Here is a 19,423-nt window from a genome sequence, read left to right on the forward strand (position 1 = left end):
TAATGTGAGGCAATAGTTTAATTTCTGAATCATTTCAAGGGTATTTGACAAATAAGGGCTGACGTCCATTTGAAAAGGGACTCAGCCTTCATTTGTGTCTTCACTTAAAATTTGCGGCAAAGCCTGACCACACTTTGAATAGTGAAATTCAAATCCATGCTTTAATGCTTTGTCAGGAATCACTTTTTGTCCTTCTGTTAAAAACTCACTCATTTCTCCAAAAATGACCTTCAATATCCATGATGGTACAGGAAACCAGTGAGGCCTCCTTAAGGTTTCCCCAATCTTCTTTCCCATCGTATCCATTTTTACCGGATTTGGAGCCGTAATGTTTATCGGCCCTTCAATGGCTTCCTGGTGGATGATATAGTCAAATAGCTGCGTGAGGTCATAAATGTGTATCCACGACAGCCATTGTTTTCCTGATGCCACTCGACCACCGGCAAATAATTTATAGGGCATAATCATTCGCGGCAAAGCCCCGCCATCTTTCCCTAAAACAATACCAATTCTTGCAATCACGGTTCGTATCCCAAATTGTTCTGCCTTAATGGCTTCCTGCTCCCACATACTGCATACCCTCGCCGGAAAACTATTTTTTCGGGGTGCAGATTTTTCTGTGAATTCCTGCTCGTTTGAATTCCCATAAACGCCAATAGCCGAAGCATTGATAAATACCTTTGGCTTTATCTCAGAGCTTTGCATAAACTGCAGAAGTTTTTGCGTGGCTTGTTTTCTGCTATCCCATATTTTTGTCTTCTTTTTCCTTGTCCATCTTCCTTTATTAATTGGTTCACCAGCCAGGTTGATGACAGCATCGATAGGTGGAAGGGTTTCAAAAGTGTGTTCATCCTGATTAAACCATGTGATATAGTGAAGATAGGGAGAACTTTTTGGATTGTGATGGGACGATCTTGTGAGGACATAAACATGATACTGTTTCTGAACCATGGATTGTACCAGGTGACGTCCTATAAAACCTGTGCCGCCTGCAATTAATACATTCACGTATACCAACTCCTGTCGATAGATTTGTATGGTTTGAAAGAAGGAGGCTGTTATAATGAAACATCCTGATAAAATCTTGTATGTATTCTATGATAGCTGGTGTCCAATCTGCCGCAAAGCTAAAGCTAAAATTGAAAAAGCAGATAAAAATCACGTGATAATACTGCTATCCATCCGGGACTCAAGTGTTTACGAAGAGTATCATTTAACAGGGAAGAATGTAGAAGAACGAATATACAGCATTCGTAATCAGGATGGGAAGTCATTTACCGGAATTTTTGCCATTTTGGAAATTGCTAAACGTATCCCTAAATACAAGCCTCTCGTTCCTTTTCTATATATTTCCATTATACTTGGTTTCGGACAAAAAGTATATGATTACATTGCTTCAAGAAGGGAAATCGTCCCAACCGGTCATTGCAATGAGGATTCCTGTTCCATTCATCTCAAGGAGGATTAGGAAATATGTACGCAGCCTGAATCAGTCATTTGAAAAGGTGACAAAAGTTTGAATATAGACAAAACAACATTTTCATTTTTAATGTCGGGCTGATATAATAATACAGTTAGAAGCTATAAGGAAAGGAGTTTTGAAATGAATGAGCAGCAGCGTAAAGAAATGTCCCAGATACGTCAGGGGAATCCAGCGGACGTAAAATCCGAACAGGATAATCTTGAACGTATAAAGAATAAGAAACCAGATGATTTCGTGAAATATTTTCAAACTACATATGAAACTCCAAACTTAAACAAAGCAAGAAAGCGCGGCAAGCAGGATATTAAGTATCATGAGGACTTTACGATTCCTGATGAACTTCAGAACATAGGTCAGGGGAAGAAATATTTGATTCGAACCTATGGCTGCCAAATGAATGAACATGACACAGAGGTTATGGCAGGAATTTTAACAGAATTAGGCTTTGAATCAACATCGGATGCTAATGAAGCGGATATTATCCTGCTGAACACATGTGCCATCCGTGAAAATGCAGAAAATAAGGTATTTGGTGAGCTGGGCCACTTAAAGCCGCTGAAGCAGAATCGTCCGGACCTGATTTTGGGTGTATGCGGTTGTATGTCCCAGGAAGAATCTGTAGTAAATAAAATTTTGGAAAAGCATCAGCATGTTGACCTTATTTTTGGTACCCATAATATTCATCGTCTTCCACAGCTAATCCAGGAAGCTATTTTTGGTAAGGAAATGGTCGTTGAAGTATGGTCAAAAGAAGGCGATGTCATTGAAAACCTTCCAAAAGCCCGTAACGGTAAGACAAAGGCATGGGTAAACATTATGTACGGCTGCGATAAGTTCTGTACCTATTGCATTGTCCCTATGACCCGTGGTAAAGAACGCTCCAGACGTCCTGAAGATATCATTCAGGAAATCAGGCATTTGGCAGCACAAGGGTATCAGGAAGTTACGCTGTTAGGCCAAAATGTGAATGCTTATGGAAAAGATTTAGCCGATATGGACTACGGCTTAGGCGATCTGATGGATGAAATTCGTAAAATTGATATTCCAAGGGTTCGCTTTACCACATCCCATCCTAGAGATTTTGATGACCGATTAATTGAAGTACTGGCTAAGGGTGGGAATTTAATGCCGTACATTCATTTACCTGTACAGTCCGGAAGCTCCGAAGTATTGAAACGAATGAATCGTAAATATACAAGGGAAAGTTATCTTGAACTGGTACGTAAAATTAAGAAGGCTATTCCACACGCGGCCTTAACTACAGATATCATTGTCGGTTTCCCTAATGAGACCGAAGAACAATTTGAAGAAACGATGACTTTATATGAAGAAGTTGGATTTGAAGGTGCGTACACATTTATTTATTCTCCGCGTGAAGGTACACCAGCGGCTAAAAAAGAAGACAATGTACCGATGGATGTGAAAAAACAACGCCTTTATCGTTTGAATGAACGCGTCAATCAATATTCCAGAGAAGCATTGAAGAAGTATCAGGATCAGGTTGTGGACGTCCTCGTGGAAGGGGAAAGTAAAAATAACCCGGATGTATTGGCAGGATATACACCTGAAAGCAAGCTTGTGAACTTTAGAGGACCAAAATCAGTTATTGGTAAGATTGTAAAAGTGAAGATTACAAATACAAAAAGCTGGACTCTTGATGGAGAAATGGCAGAGGAAGCTGTAGAGGTGAATTAATATGGCAGAATATACACGTAAAGAGGTTGTAGAAGAAGCAAATAAATTGGCGAATATGCTGGCTAATATTGAGGAAATCGACCGCTTTAAACAGATTGAAGCAAAACTTAATGAAAATCAAAAAGTACAGGATCTCATCCGGCGAATTAAAGCGATGCAGAAGCAGGCCGTCAATTTACAGCATTATGGAAAAAAAGAAGCACAGCAGAAAGCAGAAAAAGAGCTGGAGCGTCTTCAGGATGAACTGGATGAAATTCCAATTGTAGCAGAGTTTAAGGAAATCCAGGTTGTTGTAAACGACATTTTACAAATGGTTACTGGAACGATTGCACGTAAAGTAACCAATGAAATTGTCCGTTCCACCGGTGGCGATGTATTAACCGGCCAGACAAAAGCACAAATGGAAAATGATTTGACTCACCATCATCATTAAAAAAGTCAGCCTTTGGGGCTGACTTTTTTTAACCAGGAAAATCACACTGATCAGTTGCCTCCGCTTTTCTTTATACACACATTCACCCATTTCTGCATAAGCTTTATTAGACAGATAACTAGATATTACATTCATGGCTATTATCTTAAACGTTGCTGCAAAAACATCGAAATGTTTTGTTCAGGTTCATGCACTTCGGGCGAATGCCTTGAATAAAATGTCATGGAATCAAATTGAAGGAGGGTAAACGTACATGTCAATGGTTGATAGAGAAACACGGCAGATTATTACAAAAGCAGTGATCGGGAAAGGTAAGAAATTTAAAGAAGCAACACATACAATAACACCGCACCACAGTCCATCAAGCATTTTAGGTTGCTGGGTCATTAATCATCAATATAAAGCAAGGAAAAAAGGAGACTTTGTGGAGGTTTCCGGAAGCTACGACATTAATGTGTGGTATTCCTATAATAATAATACAAAAACTGAGGTTGTCAGTGATCGCGTAAATTATTCAGATCGTGTACCACTCGTTATCAAAGATGAAAACTGTATTTCTGATGATCTTGAAGTAATAGCACGTGCGACCCAACAGCCAAACTGTCTTGAATGCACCATAAATGAAGCAGGCAATCGTATCGTTGTAGAAGTAGAAAGAGAGTTTGTTGTTGAAGTGATCGGTGAGACGAAAGTAGTGGTTAAGCTTGATCCACATGGATATGTAAATGATGACGATTTTGAATATGATGAACTTGAAGCTGAGCTTGCAGATGTAGATCCTGATATTTCATCATCCCATTCAGCTGAAAAAGATTAATATCATTCCCCTTTTACCTGGCTCTGAAAAGCCGGGTTTTTCTTTTTTTATGCCCTTTTCTTGTATTTAAGACTCTAAAGAATTCAATCAGATATGCTATAATAAAAAGATGTAGAAAAAGATCACATGGAGTATAATTTTTGGAGGAAGTCTTATGGCTCAGTATACGCCGATGATTCAGCAATACTTACAAGTTAAAGAACAATATAAAGATACATTTCTCTTTTTTCGGTTAGGTGACTTTTACGAAATGTTTTTCGATGATGCCCTGCTAGCATCTAAAGAACTGGAAATAACGCTGACCAGCAGGGATGGAGGAGGGGAGGAACGGATACCCATGTGCGGGATTCCTTTTCATTCCTCTGCTAACTATATTAAAAATTTAATAGAAAAAGGATATAAAGTTGCCATTTGTGAACAAGTAGAGGATCCAAAACAGGCGAAAGGGGTCGTTCGCAGAGAGGTCATACAGGTTATTACCCCCGGAACAGTCATGGAAGGGGAGTTGCTGGATGAAAAGGAAAATAACTTCATCGCCTCTCTGACCCCATTGGATGATGAACGTTTTGTTGTGGCTTATAATGACCTTTCCACCGGGGAAAACAGTGTTTCTTTTATCAGAGATGGATTTGATTCTGTTTTAAGTGAACTTTTTAACCGCCCCGTAAAAGAAATTGTTGTACCATCCGATCTACAGGAAACATGGGCGGAAATGCTTACGCAAAGGTTAAATGTCACCATATCTCAGGAAGACAGTGTGGACATTCCGGATGAAAGTAAGGAATTAGTGCAAAACCTGAAACAGAAGGAATTGATTACAGGGTTTGCCCGTCTGTTTCAATATTTAGCACGCACCCAAAAACGGGCGATGACCCATTTGCAGCCTGTACAGTATATTGAACTTAGTCAGTATATGAAATTGGACATGTATTCAAAGCGCAATCTGGAACTGACGGAAACGATTCGAAAAAAAGGCAAGGAAGGATCATTACTATGGGTACTGGATAAAACGGTTACCGCTATGGGAGCAAGAATGCTTAAGAAATGGCTGGACAGGCCATTATTATCAACCACGGAAATGGAAAGACGTCACCAGCAGGTAGAAGGATTGCTGGAGCAGTATTTTGAAAGAGAAGCACTTAGGGAAGCCTTGAAAGAGGTTTATGATTTAGAGCGTTTATCAGGAAGAGTTGCATATGGAAACGTCAACGCCAGAGATTTAATTCAACTGAAAAAGTCCCTGCATCAAATTCCGGAAATCATTCAGGTGCTGCAGGATTTTCAGCAGGAGGAGCTTGCTCAGCTGGCCGACACCATTAATCCACTTGAATCCTTAAAAGAAATCCTTGAGAAGAGCATTGCGGAAACGCCTCCTTTATCGATTAAAGAGGGGGATATTATAAAGGATGGCTATCATGAGCAGCTGGATCAATACAGAGATGCTTCAAGAAATGGTAAGCAATGGATTGCCGAGTTGGAGAGGAAGGAAAGAGAAGCTACTGGTATCAAATCTTTAAAGGTTGGTTTTAATAAAGTATTTGGCTATTATATCGAAGTGACCAAGGCCAATCTTCATTTGATTCCTGAAGGACGTTATGAACGTAAGCAGACACTTAGCAATGCCGAACGTTTTATTACTCCGGAACTTAAAGAAAAAGAGTCATTAATTCTGGAGTCCGAGGAGAAAAGTGTAGAGCTTGAATATGAGATCTTTATAGATATCCGGGAACAGGTAAAGACATTTATTCCAGAACTTCAAAAGTTGGCTGAACAAATGAGTGAATTGGATGTCTTACAGAGCTTTGCTGTTGTGAGTGATGAAAATCGGTATACCAGGCCATCATTTACAAATGGACATGAGCTTCATATAGAAAATGGACGGCATCCCGTTGTAGAACAAGTGATGAAGGATGATCATTATGTTCCCAATGATGTAAGGATGGATGAAAATCGTGACATTTTGTTAATTACGGGTCCGAATATGGCCGGTAAAAGTACTTATATGCGTCAGCTGGCTCTTATTGTAATTATGGGCCAAGTCGGATGTTTTGTCCCTGCTGATCGCGCGGAACTTCCGGTTTTTGATCAGATTTTCACTAGAATTGGCGCTGCAGATGACCTGGTAGCCGGACAAAGTACCTTTATGGTGGAGATGCTTGAAGCTAAACATGCGTTAACGAAAGCAACCGAGAACAGCCTGATATTGCTTGATGAAATAGGAAGAGGCACAAGCACGTATGATGGTATGTCTCTGGCCCAGGCCATTGTAGAATATATTCATAACCACATCCATGCGAAGACGTTATTTTCCACCCATTATCATGAACTCACAAGTTTAAGTGATTCTCTGGAGCGGTTAAGTAACGTGCATGTGAAGGCAGAAGAGCATGATGGGAATGTTGTGTTTCTTCATAAAATCCAGGACGGAGCAGCTGATGAAAGCTACGGTATTCATGTGGCAAAGCTTGCCGAACTGCCTTCACCTTTAATTGATCGGGCCTATGAAATTTTAAACCAGTTTGAACACTCGGAATCCTCTCGAGTACCATCAGCTAATGAAGAAGAGCAGCTGGACTTTTTTGCTTTTAAAGAACCTGCCCAAAAAAAGCAGGAAACGGAAAATTCCAAGTCGGTTTCAACTGCAGAAAAAACTATAATGGACGAGATTAAAGGATTAAACATGTTAAATATGACACCAATGGAAGCCATGAACACCTTATTTGCCATCCAGCAAAAATTGAATAAATGACGAGGGGAGGGATAAGAAATGGGAAGTATACAATTAATGCCTGACCATCTGGCCAATAAAATTGCTGCCGGCGAAGTAGTGGAAAGGCCGTCATCGGTTATTAAAGAATTAGTTGAAAACAGTATTGATGCCAATAGTACCTGGATTAAAATTGAACTGGAGGAAGCAGGTTTAACCTCCATTAAAGTAAGTGATAACGGAAATGGAATGTCAGCTGAGGATTGTGAAAAAGCCTTTTTGCGTCACGCCACCAGTAAAATTAACTCTGAAGGTGATTTGTTCAGGGTTCGTACGCTGGGCTTTCGCGGTGAGGCATTAGCCAGTATTGCAGCTGTAAGCCGCTTAATCGTACGTACATCAGATGGCGTAAGTGCGGGTACGCAATTAGAAATTGAAGGTGGAAAACTCATTAGCCGTGATAAAGGGGATGCGAGAAAAGGTACAGATATTCTTGTCAAAGATATTTTCTTTAATACGCCTGCGCGTTTAAAATATATGAAAACAATTCATACAGAGCTTGGTCATATTACAGATGTACTCAATCGGATTGCCTTGTCTCATCCGGATATACGATTTGAGTGTATTCACAATCAAAAACGCTTATTTTATACCTCAGGAAGAGGGGACCAGAGGCAGGTTATTGGTCAAATTTATGGAATGCAGACAGCAAAGAAAATGCTTCCGATTGAATATGAAACTCTAGACTTCAAAATTACTGGTTATGCTGCACGTCCTGAGGTGACAAGAGCGAATCGAAATTATATTTCCAGCATCATTAATGGTCGCTATATTCGAAACCCAATGATTAATAAGGCGATTCTCAAGGGCTATCATACACTATTACCTATCGGGCGGTATCCGGTGGTTGTAATTAATATTGACATGGATCCGTATTTAGTGGATGTCAATGTTCATCCAAGTAAGCTTGAAGTCAGGTTCAGTAAGGAGCAGGAGCTATTCGCTGCTGTTGAAACGGCAATAAAAGATGTATTTAAGCAGGAAACTTTAATACCTGAACCTGCTGCTGCTGAAAAGACTAAGAGAGAACAGCCTAAACAAAGCTATTTCACCTTTGAGCAGCAATCCAGGCCAACTGTGAAGGATGATACACCCTGGGAGGATTTACTTGCGAAAACGGACGTGAATCCAGGGACTCAGAGACAGGAGATTGAATTGGATTATATCACAGACAGTCAGACTTCTTCTGTTCATGAACAGTGGTCCGAAGAGTTGGATTTACAGCAGGAAGAAGAAGCGATTACTACTCAAACCGAAAATACAGAGGAAAACCGGGTGCCTGTGTTATACCCCGTCGGTCAGGCTCATGGCACTTATATTATCGCACAGAACAATCAGGGACTTTATTTAATTGATCAGCATGCTGCACAAGAGCGGATCAAATATGAATTCTATCGGGAGAAGGTAGGGATTGTGCCGGAAGAGGTCCAGGAGCTGCTTGTCCCGTTAACCTTTGAATTCTCGAAACAGGAAGCGATCTTCATTCAAGCCCATCAGGAGGAGCTGAAGCAGGTAGGTCTTTTCTTTGAAACATTTGGAGAGCATACGTTTATTATCCGTTCTCATCCTCAATGGCTGCCTAAGGGAGAAGAGGAAGAGACAATCAGGGAAATGGTAGATCAGGTCCTGGAAAATCAAAAGGTAGATATTAAACAATTACGTGAGGATGCAGCAATTTTAATGTCGTGTAAACGATCGATAAAAGCGAACCACCATTTGAATTATGATGATATGTACCGTCTTCTGGAAGATTTACGTCAGTGTCAGGATCCTTTTACCTGTCCACATGGACGTCCCATTATCATCTTCTTTTCCGAGTATGATCTGGAGAAAATGTTTAAACGTGTCATGTAGCAAATATTCATCATCCAATCAGAAGAGCTGATACGCTGAGTCACGGCTCTCTCTGGTTGGATTTTTCCATACCCATTGAAATAGGCTTGTAAAATTTTGCATATATACCCATATCATGTATAATATGAGAAGCAAGTGATATACACATTCGGTTGCTGTATGATACTTGTTTCAGGCATCTGGAGGTCTACTAAAATGAAAACAAATGTTATTGCTGTGGTCGGACCTACTGCCGTTGGAAAAACGAAGCTCAGTGTAGAGCTGGCCAAACGGTTTCATGGAGAAATTATAAGCGGCGATTCGATGCAGGTTTATCAAGGATTAGATATTGGAACAGCGAAGGTTACTGATGAGGAAAGGCAGGGAATTCCTCACTACATGATTGATATAAGAGAGCCGGACCAGGATTTCTCGGTGGCCGATTTTCAGGATCATGTTCAGCATTATATCAATTATATCGACAGCCGTAATAGGCTTCCCATTATTGCGGGAGGTACCGGTTTATACATACAATCAACGTTATATAATTTTAATTTTTCATCTCAAAAGCGGGATGAACAGTTCGAAAAAGACATGCTGGCTGCCATTCAGGAAAAGGGGGTAGAGCCCTTTTATCATAAACTTAAAAAAGTAGATCCCGAACAGGCGGAAAAAATTCATCCAAATAATTTGCGAAGAGTCATACGAGCTTTGGAAGTCTATGAAAGAACAGGGTTAACAATGTCTGACCTGCAGCAAAAGCAGGCGGATCAATCACCCTATAATCCTACTTTAATAGGACTCTCTATGGACCGTGAAGAATTATACAGGAGAATTAACCATAGAGTGGATCTAATGATGGAGGAAGGACTCCTGGATGAAGCCAAACGACTTTATGACCAGGGGCTGAAGAATGCTCAATCGATGCAGGGGATTGGGTATAAAGAATTTATTCCTTATTTTGAGGGGGAGTGGTCACTGGAAGAGTCCATTGAGCGGTTAAAACGTAATTCCCGCAGGTATGCCAAACGTCAATATACATACTTTCGGAATAAAATGGATGTCCATTGGTATTCCATTTCAGAGCTCAATCTTCAGGAAACTTTTTCATTAATTTTTCGAGATTTAGAAGGATTGCTTCAAAATATCACGAAATAATCAAATATAGATAATTAGAGGAGGAAAGTTTCATGGCACAAACTGTAAATATTCAGGACCAATTTCTAAACCAGATTCGGAAAGGACATGTCCCAGTGACGCTATTTCTGACCAATGGTTTTCAATTAAAAGGTGTTGTAAAGTCGTTTGATAATTTCACCGTGCTTTTGGAAACAGATGGCAAACAGCAATTAATTTTCAAGCATGCGATTTCAACCTTTGCACCGTCAAAACAGGTCACTTTAGAAAAAGAATAAGGTCAGCATAACGGATGCAATTCAGGCATCCGTTTTATTTTGCACGCGCTTCCGCCTTTGTATTGTCCAGCTGCGGCTCCCAGGTCTGGGCGGACATAAGCCAAAGCCATTACGTGGCCAAGCCCATGCCACTCCATGTCTTCGTCTTATACCGCCAGACCTAACCGGTCGCCTCCGCTTTTCTTTATAGGCGGGTGTCACAAAAATCCTTTGTTTACGTATAGTAATCGTAGATAAGGGGTGAAGTGATGTGAATATAGAGGCGAAGCGTAAAGGACAGATCAATGTTGTTTTACATGATCAGGATCAAACCCATTCATTAAAATCCTATGAATTTAATCATAAAAGTGATCAGCGTTTTCGTTTTATTGATCAGGCCTTTTCATCATATATCGGCATGGAAACGTTAAAGCAGACATTAAAGGAAATTTACGCGAAAGTTCTGGTTAACCGTAAAAGAGAGGAAGCGGGTTTAAAGGCTGAAAATCAGATGCTGCACATGATGTTTAAGGGAAACCCCGGTACTGGTAAAACTTCGGTAGCAAGGGAGATTGCCCGCTTATTCCATCAAATGAATCTGCTTTCCAAGGGTCATTTGATAGAAGCGGAGCGTGCAGATCTCGTTGGTGAATACATCGGACATACAGCCCAGAAAACCAGAGATTTAATAAAAAAAGCCATGGGTGGTGTATTATTTATTGATGAAGCCTACTCGCTGGGGCGAGGAGGAGAAAAGGATTTTGGTAAAGAAGCGATTGATACATTGGTGAAACACATGGAGGATTATCATGAAGATTTTGTACTGATCCTTGCAGGTTATCCGGATGAAATGGATCACTTTTTGTATTTAAATCCCGGACTCAAATCCAGATTTCCGATTATTGTTGATTTTAAAGACTATACAATTGATGAATTAATAGAAATTGCACAAATTATAACTGAGCAGAAACAATATGAACTGACACAATCTGCCTATAGAAAGCTGCGAACTCATTTAAGGGAATTACAGGAGCAGGAATGGGAAAATTTTTCGAATGGAAGATATATCCGAAACAAGGTTGAAGAAGCTATCCGAAGGCAGGCGCTGCGCCTTGTGGCAACAAATCAGTTCGGTGCAAAGGATCTAGTTTCCTTAAAACCGGAAGACTTTAATTTTCGGGTGGAGACATATTCATAGCAAAAGGAGTTCTGATGATGGAAAATAAAGAACAGGTATTACTCATCGCCTGTCAGATTAAAGGCACGAATGAACAAAAATTTCATACGTCATTGGAAGAACTAAAACAATTAACAGAAACTGCAAATGGAGAAGTTGCAGATGTCGTCATTCAAAAGAGAGATAAAATACACGCGGCGTTATATATCGGTGAAGGAAAATTAGAGGAGATTCAGTACACCCTTGAAATGAATCCAGTTGACCTCGTCATCCTTAATGACGAGGTTTCACCTGGACAGTTAAAAAATTTGAGTGACCGTTTGGACGCCAGGGTCATTGATCGAACCCAGCTCATTCTTGATATTTTTGCGGGACGAGCAAGGACAAGAGAAGGAAAACTGCAGGTTGAGCTGGCGCAAATGCAGTACTTACTTCCCAGGTTAGCAGGCCAGGGGACAGAATTATCCCGTCTTGGTGCAGGTATTGGTACAAGAGGGCCCGGGGAAACCAAGCTGGAAACCGACCGACGCCATATCAGGCGAAGAATTACTGAAATTAAGGAGCAATTACGAGCCGTTGTGAATCAGCGCAGTCAGTATCGTAAACGCAGAAAAGAAAATCAGGCCTTTCAAATTGCGATTGTCGGATACACCAATGCAGGTAAGTCTACTTTATTTAACCGATTAACGAAAAGTGAATCGCTGGAAGAAAACCAATTGTTTGCGACATTAGATCCACTGTCAAGAAGAATCAGATTGGATAATGGATTTGAAGCTATTATTACAGATACGGTTGGTTTTATACAGGATTTACCTACAACTTTGGTGGCTGCCTTCCGCTCTACGTTAGAGGAAGTGACAGAGGCGGATTTCATTTTACATGTCGTCGATGGTTCAAATGAGGATTTTCCGCAGCATGAGCAAACGGTCTATAACCTATTGGATGAACTGGGTGCTGATGGACTGCCTATGTTAACCATTTATAACAAACGGGATCAATTCAAGGCTGATTTTATCCCGAACTCCTATCCTTACATTACCATCAGCGCCTTTGATGATGAGGATTTAAACAGGCTTCTGAAAAAAATTGAAGAGGTTGTAAAATCTGAATGGAAATATTACGAATTGCAGGTACCTGTTCAGGATGGCCGTCTCCTGCATCGTATCAAGAACCATACGATTGTGGAAACCGAGGATTTTGAACCGGACACAGAGGATTATATGCTGACAGGATATGTTGACCCCAATCACCCTATTTATGAACATTATATCAATAAGGAGCAGTAGCTATGGAAACAGAAGCAATTGAAAAGTTGGCGAACAAAATCGAAACAGACTTATTTCCTTTTCACAAAAAAATTCGAACCATTGTTGAAGCGAATCAGAAAAAAGTTTTAGAGGCTTTTCAGAAACATCAGGTAAGTGATAGTCACTTTAACCCAACAACCGGATATGGCTATGACGATAGAGGCAGAGAGGTGTTAGAGGAAATTTATGCGGAGGTATTCGGCACCGAGGATGCATTAGTAAGACCTCAGATTATCTCCGGCACTCACGCCATTACATTAAGTTTATTTGGTGTATTAAGGCCGGGGGATGAGCTTCTTTATATCACTGGTAAACCTTACGATACATTAGAAGAAATTGTCGGTACCAGAGGTGAGGGTTCAGGTTCATTAAGGGACTTTAATATTAACTATAAGCATGTTGATTTAACAGAGGATGGTTCTGTTAATTTTGCTCAGGTAAAGAATGCCATCCATGAAGATACCAGAATGATAGGGATTCAGCGGTCAAAGGGATACGACAGCCGCCCATCGTTTACGGTGCATCAAATAAGGGAAATGATCAGCTTTGTTAAGTCTGTTGCTCCTTCCTGTATTGTTTTTGTTGATAATTGTTATGGAGAGCTTGTGGAATTGGAGGAGCCGACAGATGTTGGAGCAGATTTGATGGCAGGTTCTTTAATTAAAAATCCCGGTGGCGGACTGGCCAAAACAGGTGGCTATATTGTTGGCAGGAAGGATCTGATTGAAAAATGTGCCAACCGTCTGACAGCGCCTGGAATTGGTAAAGAAGCAGGCGCTTCACTGTACAGCCTTCAGGAAATGTTTCAGGGGCTGTTTATGGCCCCTCATGTTGTAGGTGAATCGTTAAAAGGAGCTTTATTTACCTCCCGTATATTGGAGGAATTCGGATTTGAAACGATGCCATCTTATAAGGAAGAGCGGACAGACCTCATTCAATCTGTGAATTTTCCTGACGCAGATATGATGATTACTTTCTGTCAGGCCATACAAAAGGCTTCTCCAATAAACTCACACGTTGTTCCTTACCCGAGCCCTATGCCAGGGTATGAACACCATGTTATTATGGCTGCAGGAACATTTATCCAGGGTGCAAGTATAGAATTATCGGCTGATGGCCCCATAAGACCTCCTTATACAGCATATGTTCAAGGTGGACTCACTTACGAACATATTAAAATTGCCATTGTATCTGCTATAGAGATGATGGTGGAAAAGGGCTATAATCTTACAGTTAAATAATCAGATATTCAGATCACAACAATTACATACACCTTTTGTAAAGTTTCCTTACATGCCTTGACAGATATACAAACAAAAAGTATAATCAATATTAATTAAAGATTGGAGGTGCGTTTATGAGTGATCTCAACCGACGCTCAACGCCTCTTTTCCCAATGAGCATTATAACCTCTCTTACTGATTTAACCGCACGCCAGATCCGTTACTATGAGGAACATGGACTGGTGCATCCTGCCCGCTCGAAAGGCAATCGGCGTTTATTTTCTTTTAACGATGTTGACCGGTTATTAGAAATAAAAGATCTGATTGATAAAGGAGTTAACTTAGCGGGTATTAAAGAGATGTTATCTAACAAAAACACAAAAGATCAGCCTGAGGAAACAGTAAAGGAAGAAAAAACGGAGGAGAAGCAGCCTTTAACGGATAAAGAGTTAAGGAACTTATTGCGTAAAGAGCTGTTAGATGCAGGGAGGTTAAACAAAAATTCGTTAAGACAGGGAGAATTATCACGATTCTTCCATTAAAAAATATAGGAGGCTACTTATGGGGAAAAAATTTACTAAAGAAGAGATCCTGAAAAGAATTGAAGAAGAAGATGTAAAATTTATTCGTCTGCAGTTTACAGACATGCTGGGAACCATCAAAAATGTGGAAATTCCTTTAAGCCAATTGGAAAAAGCCCTGGATAACAAAATTACTTTTGATGGATCATCTATTGAAGGGTTTGTACGCATCGAAGAATCTGATATGTTCCTTTATCCTGATCTGGATACGTTCGTTGTCTTCCCTTGGACTTCTGAAAAAGGAAGAGTGGCACGTTTTATTTGTGACATATTTAATCCAGATGGGACGCCATTTGAAGGCTGCCCTCGTTATAACTTAAAGAAGAACGTCGAGAAAATGGAGGAGCATGGTTTTACGGCCTTTAATATTGGAACTGAACCGGAATTTTTCCTGTTTAAGCTAGACGAAAATGCAGAACCAACGATGGAACTTAATGATAAAGGCGGATACTTTGACTTAGCACCAACCGATTTAGGGGAAAATTGCCGTCGTGATATCGTATTAGAGCTTGAAGAAATGGGATTTGAAATAGAAGCTTCCCACCATGAAGTTGCCCCGGGACAGCATGAAATTGATTTTAAATATTCGGATGCCGTTAAGCACTGTGATGATATTCAAACCTTTAAGTTAGTCGTAAAAACAATTGCAAGAAAGCATGGTTTACACGCGACCTTTATGCCTAAGCCATTATTTGGCATGAATGGTTCAGGCATGCATTGCAATATGTCCTTATTTAAAGATGGCGAAAACAGCTTTTTTGATGAGAAAGGTGATTTGCAGTTAAGCAAAACCGCTTATCAGTTTATTGCTGGTGTCATCAAGCATGCTACAAGCTTTACGGCGGTTACCAATCCAATCGTAAACTCTTATAAGCGTCTTGTTCCAGGTTTTGAAGCTCCAAGCTATGTAGCCTGGTCCGGTCAGAACCGCAGCCCGTTAGTCCGGGTACCATCTTCACGCGGTTTAAGTACACGGATTGAAGTAAGAAGTGTGGATCCAGCTGCGAACCCTTATATGGCCATGAGTGTATTACTTGCTTCCGGACTTGACGGTATTAAGAATAATTTAACCGCACCAGCGCCTATAGACCGGAATATTTACGTTATGGAAAGAGAAGAACGGGAGGAACAGGGAATTGAGGATCTCCCGGCAACTCTGTATGACGCACTTCAGGAGCTAAAGAGTGATGAAGTACTTGTAGAGACTCTGGGTGAGCATTTATTCGAGCACTTTGTAGAAGCTAAAGAAATTGAATGGAATATGTTCCGTACTCAGGTACATCCGTGGGAGCGGGAGCAATACCTGCAGACGTATTAATGATTCAGAAAACCCCTGATAAAAATTTTATCAGGGGTTTTATTACGGGCATATAAGATCATCATTTACTCTTTAGAGAGTCTAAAGAATTTCTAATTGTAAAATGATGAATAAGTGTCAAAACAATTAGAAGAATATTTAATATGCTATTAAGCTTTACAAGCCGACTCATTCCATCACCACTTTTTTAGTTATTATGTGGCTTTGTGCAGCTTTTATTCTTAAATCCTGGTTTCAAAAACTTGAAAAAAGACTCTTACAATTAAGTTAAGTAGTTCACTTACCGTGGAGAAAATATCAAATCACATAACAAATAGCATATGGTTTCGAAGCATCTTTAATAACCATTTTAACACTTGTTTTAACCGCAAAAACGTTTGGATATACATAACTTATCCAAGCGTTTTTCTTTGTTTTCAATTATATTGTCTTGTTCAACTAAAGCACCTGTTTGTTGAATAAGACATCTATTATTTTCCAGACAACTTAAACCGTTTAAGCAAACTTACATTTACAACATCATTAGATTTTCTTTCCAAAGAATAAACTGATACCGTATCAAGAATAAATTCCTCGCTAATTTCCTTTGATAATAATTCTTGAGTTTCTATATCTGTTAGAGATGAATTGTTACATAATGTGCAATGTGGCTTATAAGGAAATGGGTTTTCTAAAAATTTTATATCCGATTTTACAAGTTCTTTGTGTAATTCTCGAATAGGACCTTCATCTTGTAAGGTAAAAAAGAAAATATCTGTATTTGGAAAGCTACTAACTTCTCCGAAATTACATTTAATCGGTTTTATTCGTGAGGTCACATCTTTAATCGTTGAATAGACATTACTTGGATTTTGTTCATATTGTAATACTCCTATTCCACTTGACCCAGTAACCGTTATTTCTGCGGGTAAAGACATTGTATAGTTATGTTCAGACCTTATCTTCTTTACTTTATCAGCAATTTTTTTAGGTAAATCCAATACTATGTATGTATCATTTTTAAAATCTTCCATACTAAGTCCCCCAAACTTTTATTAAACTCTTCTGCCTCTTTAGTTTAAGTATATAATTTCACAATATCTTATATCTCTTTTATAACATATACTCGGATTTACCCTAAAATTCACAAAAGATAATACAATTACCCTATTTAACGTTAAAAATAACATAGCAATTATCACCCTACTAATCAACTGTTAGTGGACTGTTAATTTGTGTGCTAAATATAAAGCTAAAAGTGATGTTATTTATAAGTAAACATTGATATATAAACAAAAAATAGCATACCAAACAATGTGCTATTTGGTATGCTATTTAATCATTTATTTAGGTTTTTCTCCATCGAAAGTGAACTACTTACAATTAAGTAAGAGTCTTTTCTAAACTATAAATCTAGTTTTAAAAGTTAGTGTATTTCCCTGAATAATCCAATCACTTTCCCCAATATCGTCACATCACTAACAATAATCGGATCCATTGTTGCGTTTTCAGGCTGGAGTCGGATATAATCCTTTTCCTTAAAGAAACGCTTCACGGTTGCCTCCTCATCCTCCGTCATAGCGACAACGATTTCTCCGTTTTGAGCGGATCGCTGCTTACGAATAATTACCCGGTCGCCATCAAGAATACCGGCTTCAATCATACTTTCTCCAGCAACATTCAAAACAAATAGATCGTCTTCTGAAATGGCCAGATGTTCTGGAACAGGTACATATTCCTCAATATTTTCGATTGCTGTAATAGGTTCACCGGCTGTTACCTTACCAATGACCGGTGCGTAAAAGGCTTCTGTTTTTGGAGCATTATTCATTTCCTCTTCCAGTTCCAGCACTTCAATCGCTCTTGGTTTTGTTGGGTCTCTGCGTATAAAGCCCTTTTCTTCAAGTCTTGATAAATGTCCATGAACAGTAGAGCTGGAAGCGAGTCCTACTGCTTGCGCAATTTCCCTTACTGAAGGTGGATAGCCTTTAGCCGTTACCTGCTCTTTTATGTATTCCATGATCGCCTCTTGCCTTTTGGATAGCTTGGTCATATTTTTCTCACCTCGTACATATATATCAATTGTCTGTATTATAGCATGTATTTCCACTTTTCACAAACATTCGTTCGGAAAAAACGGTTGACAGGAACAGGTGTTCTGATATAATGAAAATAGACAAAAGCGAACAAAGGTTCTATTTTTGTTAGGAGGCGATTTTAATGTTTAATAAAGTATCAAAAATCGACATTGCGTTTTATTCACTTTTCGGACTGACTCTAGTAATCTTATATTATGCATTATCTATTAGCTAAGAGTTTTTTACATAGTTAAGAGGTGGAATTATTGAGGGCGGTTATATACTGTCGTGTCAGCACAGACAAAGAAGAACAGACAACATCTATTAAAAGACAGAAGGAAGAACTCATTCAACTGGCAAATCAAAGCCATTATGAGATAGCAGATATCATTGAAGAAAAACAAAGTGGTTATGAAATCGAGCGTGAAGGTATTTTCAGGATGCTGGAGCTTTTCTCATCAAATGAAGCGGACGTACTCTTTATTCAGGACGAGACAAGGCTTGGCAGGGGCAATACAAAAATAGCTTTGCTCCACCAGCTTCAAAAACTGGGCATCCCAATATATACAATTTCCCACCAGGGAGAGATTCAACTCTCTGAATCGGACTCCATGGTTTTACAAATTGTATCGATCGTAGAAGAGTATCAGAGAAAGCTCCATAATATAAAGATTAAAAGAGGAATGAAAAAGGCCGTATCAAATGGGTACAGGCCTGAAAATAATCTATCAAATATTCATGAGTCTCCTGGAAGAGAACGTAAGACATTTCCAATTGATGAAGTGGTTAAACTTAGAAATAACGGCTTAACTTTTGCTGAAATTGCTTCTACACTACGAGGTATGGGGTATGACGTATCAAAAGCAACCGTTCATCGCAGATTCCAGGAGTATACGCTTGAAAATCAAAATAAATCCATGTAAGATTAACAAAAGAGCAAGCAAGAGTCTGTAATAGTGACGCTTGCTTTTTGTTTTTGGCAAGGGCTCTGCAGGCAAAACGTGGCAAGCGGTGTGTGTTTCCTGTAAGCAGAGTCAGTAGAAATTGTGAAAATTGTCTTGATTATAAATGTAAGGAGCGTTCATATGTTATCACAGGATAAAATTGATCGTATCAATTATTTAGCCAATAAATCGAAAAATGAAGGATTAACTGAAGAGGAGAAAAAAGAGCAGAATGATTTACGTCAGGCCTATTTAAAAAACTTGCGTAAATCTTTTAAGAGTCAGCTTACTTCCATGAAGGTTGTTGATCCAGAGGGGAATGATGTGACCCCGCAGAAGGTTAAGGACGAAAAAGAACGAAAGAAAAAGCATTAAAATACTATTTTGAAAAGCC

At 39.5% G+C, this 19,423-nt stretch carries 18 protein-coding genes; 15 read left to right on the forward strand and 3 right to left on the reverse strand.

Annotation, left to right across the window (positions count from 1 at the left end; genetic code table 11):
* Positions 1-81: 81 nt before the first annotated feature.
* Positions 82-1,008 carry a TIGR01777 family oxidoreductase gene (locus ACZ5OK_RS08770; protein ID WP_343841307.1) on the reverse strand — a complete coding sequence of 309 codons (927 nt, stop codon included), beginning with the start codon at positions 1,006-1,008 and terminating at the stop codon, positions 82-84.
* 55 nt (positions 1,009-1,063) lie between these two features.
* On the opposite strand from ACZ5OK_RS08770, the gene ACZ5OK_RS08775 reads away from it, so the two are divergent.
* The 13 genes from ACZ5OK_RS08775 to glnA all read left to right on the forward strand — a co-directional run bounded on the left by ACZ5OK_RS08775 (position 1,064) and on the right by glnA (position 16,028).
* Positions 1,064-1,468, forward strand: coding sequence for a thiol-disulfide oxidoreductase DCC family protein (locus ACZ5OK_RS08775; RefSeq protein WP_343841310.1), 405 nt, complete (start codon positions 1,064-1,066; stop codon positions 1,466-1,468).
* Between the two features lie 135 nt (positions 1,469-1,603).
* Entirely contained in the window at positions 1,604-3,178 is a 1,575-nt protein-coding gene (miaB, locus tag ACZ5OK_RS08780) for a tRNA (N6-isopentenyl adenosine(37)-C2)-methylthiotransferase MiaB (protein WP_343841312.1), read from the forward strand.
* A gap of 1 nt (position 3,179) precedes the next feature.
* Complete coding sequence (locus tag ACZ5OK_RS08785) at positions 3,180-3,611, forward strand: YlbF/YmcA family competence regulator (RefSeq protein ID WP_343841315.1); 432 nt, start codon at positions 3,180-3,182, stop codon at positions 3,609-3,611.
* Between the two features lie 253 nt (positions 3,612-3,864).
* Positions 3,865-4,428 carry an outer spore coat protein CotE gene (gene cotE, locus ACZ5OK_RS08790; RefSeq protein ID WP_044157509.1) on the forward strand — a complete coding sequence of 188 codons (564 nt, stop codon included), beginning with the start codon at positions 3,865-3,867 and terminating at the stop codon, positions 4,426-4,428.
* 154 nt (positions 4,429-4,582) lie between these two features.
* Positions 4,583-7,177, forward strand: a complete 2,595-nt coding sequence (gene mutS, locus ACZ5OK_RS08795; RefSeq protein WP_343841320.1) for a DNA mismatch repair protein MutS — start codon at positions 4,583-4,585, stop codon at positions 7,175-7,177.
* Between the two features lie 18 nt (positions 7,178-7,195).
* Entirely contained in the window at positions 7,196-9,049 is a 1,854-nt protein-coding gene (gene mutL, locus ACZ5OK_RS08800; RefSeq protein ID WP_343841323.1) for a DNA mismatch repair endonuclease MutL, read from the forward strand.
* 195 nt (positions 9,050-9,244) lie between these two features.
* Entirely contained in the window at positions 9,245-10,186 is a 942-nt protein-coding gene (gene miaA / locus ACZ5OK_RS08805; protein WP_343841326.1) for a tRNA (adenosine(37)-N6)-dimethylallyltransferase MiaA, read from the forward strand.
* A gap of 32 nt (positions 10,187-10,218) precedes the next feature.
* Complete coding sequence (gene hfq / locus ACZ5OK_RS08810) at positions 10,219-10,443, forward strand: RNA chaperone Hfq (RefSeq protein ID WP_343841329.1); 225 nt, start codon at positions 10,219-10,221, stop codon at positions 10,441-10,443.
* Positions 10,444-10,693: 250 nt separating this feature from the next.
* The gene (locus tag ACZ5OK_RS08815) at positions 10,694-11,620 is read left to right on the forward strand and encodes an AAA family ATPase (RefSeq protein WP_343841332.1); all 927 of its coding nucleotides are present in this window, start codon (positions 10,694-10,696) and stop codon (positions 11,618-11,620) included.
* Positions 11,621-11,634: 14 nt separating this feature from the next.
* A complete protein-coding gene (hflX, locus tag ACZ5OK_RS08820; RefSeq protein WP_464758723.1) occupies positions 11,635-12,885 on the forward strand; it encodes a GTPase HflX in 1,251 nt (416 codons plus the stop codon).
* A gap of 2 nt (positions 12,886-12,887) precedes the next feature.
* The gene (locus tag ACZ5OK_RS08825) at positions 12,888-14,147 is read left to right on the forward strand and encodes a methionine gamma-lyase family protein (protein ID WP_343841337.1); all 1,260 of its coding nucleotides are present in this window, start codon (positions 12,888-12,890) and stop codon (positions 14,145-14,147) included.
* Between the two features lie 116 nt (positions 14,148-14,263).
* Positions 14,264-14,671 carry a MerR family transcriptional regulator gene (locus ACZ5OK_RS08830; RefSeq protein ID WP_343841340.1) on the forward strand — a complete coding sequence of 136 codons (408 nt, stop codon included), beginning with the start codon at positions 14,264-14,266 and terminating at the stop codon, positions 14,669-14,671.
* A gap of 19 nt (positions 14,672-14,690) precedes the next feature.
* A complete protein-coding gene (glnA, locus tag ACZ5OK_RS08835; RefSeq protein WP_343841343.1) occupies positions 14,691-16,028 on the forward strand; it encodes a type I glutamate--ammonia ligase in 1,338 nt (445 codons plus the stop codon).
* Positions 16,029-16,498: 470 nt separating this feature from the next.
* On the opposite strand, the gene ACZ5OK_RS08840 is transcribed toward glnA, so the two are convergent.
* Positions 16,499-17,041, reverse strand: coding sequence for a 2'-5' RNA ligase family protein (locus ACZ5OK_RS08840; protein WP_343841345.1), 543 nt, complete (start codon positions 17,039-17,041; stop codon positions 16,499-16,501).
* A gap of 392 nt (positions 17,042-17,433) precedes the next feature.
* Positions 17,434-18,060: a transcriptional repressor LexA gene (gene lexA, locus ACZ5OK_RS08845; RefSeq protein ID WP_343841348.1), complete on the reverse strand. Its 627-nt coding sequence runs from the start codon at positions 18,058-18,060 to the stop codon at positions 17,434-17,436.
* Between the two features lie 291 nt (positions 18,061-18,351).
* Here lexA and ACZ5OK_RS08850 point away from each other — a divergent pair, with 291 nt between their 5' ends.
* Together ACZ5OK_RS08850 and ACZ5OK_RS08855 are read left to right on the forward strand one after the other, a co-directional pair.
* On the forward strand, positions 18,352-19,008 hold the full coding sequence (locus ACZ5OK_RS08850) for a YneB family resolvase-like protein (protein ID WP_343841351.1): 657 nt from the start codon (positions 18,352-18,354) through the stop codon (positions 19,006-19,008).
* A gap of 162 nt (positions 19,009-19,170) precedes the next feature.
* Complete coding sequence (locus ACZ5OK_RS08855) at positions 19,171-19,404, forward strand: DUF896 domain-containing protein (RefSeq protein ID WP_044157525.1); 234 nt, start codon at positions 19,171-19,173, stop codon at positions 19,402-19,404.
* The last annotated feature ends 19 nt before the right edge of the window (positions 19,405-19,423 follow it).

It is taken from the genome of Salinibacillus aidingensis (genome assembly GCF_055393355.1).

What these genes read in the sequence shown, in the direction of transcription:
- lexA (WP_343841348.1), bottom strand. Translation starts at nt 18,060, where the DNA reads ATGACCAAGCTATCCAAAAGGCAAGAGGCGATCATGGAATACATAAAA.
- miaB (WP_343841312.1), top strand. Translation starts at nt 1,604, where the DNA reads ATGAATGAGCAGCAGCGTAAAGAAATGTCCCAGATACGTCAGGGGAAT.
- cotE (WP_044157509.1), top strand. Translation starts at nt 3,865, where the DNA reads ATGTCAATGGTTGATAGAGAAACACGGCAGATTATTACAAAAGCAGTG.
- ACZ5OK_RS08785 (WP_343841315.1), top strand. Translation starts at nt 3,180, where the DNA reads ATGGCAGAATATACACGTAAAGAGGTTGTAGAAGAAGCAAATAAATTG.
- ACZ5OK_RS08840 (WP_343841345.1), bottom strand. Translation starts at nt 17,041, where the DNA reads ATGGAAGATTTTAAAAATGATACATACATAGTATTGGATTTACCTAAA.
- ACZ5OK_RS08855 (WP_044157525.1), top strand. Translation starts at nt 19,171, where the DNA reads ATGTTATCACAGGATAAAATTGATCGTATCAATTATTTAGCCAATAAA.
- miaA (WP_343841326.1), top strand. Translation starts at nt 9,245, where the DNA reads ATGAAAACAAATGTTATTGCTGTGGTCGGACCTACTGCCGTTGGAAAA.
- hfq (WP_343841329.1), top strand. Translation starts at nt 10,219, where the DNA reads ATGGCACAAACTGTAAATATTCAGGACCAATTTCTAAACCAGATTCGG.
- mutL (WP_343841323.1), top strand. Translation starts at nt 7,196, where the DNA reads ATGGGAAGTATACAATTAATGCCTGACCATCTGGCCAATAAAATTGCT.
- ACZ5OK_RS08830 (WP_343841340.1), top strand. Translation starts at nt 14,264, where the DNA reads ATGAGTGATCTCAACCGACGCTCAACGCCTCTTTTCCCAATGAGCATT.
- ACZ5OK_RS08825 (WP_343841337.1), top strand. Translation starts at nt 12,888, where the DNA reads ATGGAAACAGAAGCAATTGAAAAGTTGGCGAACAAAATCGAAACAGAC.
- mutS (WP_343841320.1), top strand. Translation starts at nt 4,583, where the DNA reads ATGGCTCAGTATACGCCGATGATTCAGCAATACTTACAAGTTAAAGAA.
- ACZ5OK_RS08775 (WP_343841310.1), top strand. Translation starts at nt 1,064, where the DNA reads ATGAAACATCCTGATAAAATCTTGTATGTATTCTATGATAGCTGGTGT.
- hflX (WP_464758723.1), top strand. Translation starts at nt 11,635, where the DNA reads ATGATGGAAAATAAAGAACAGGTATTACTCATCGCCTGTCAGATTAAA.
- glnA (WP_343841343.1), top strand. Translation starts at nt 14,691, where the DNA reads ATGGGGAAAAAATTTACTAAAGAAGAGATCCTGAAAAGAATTGAAGAA.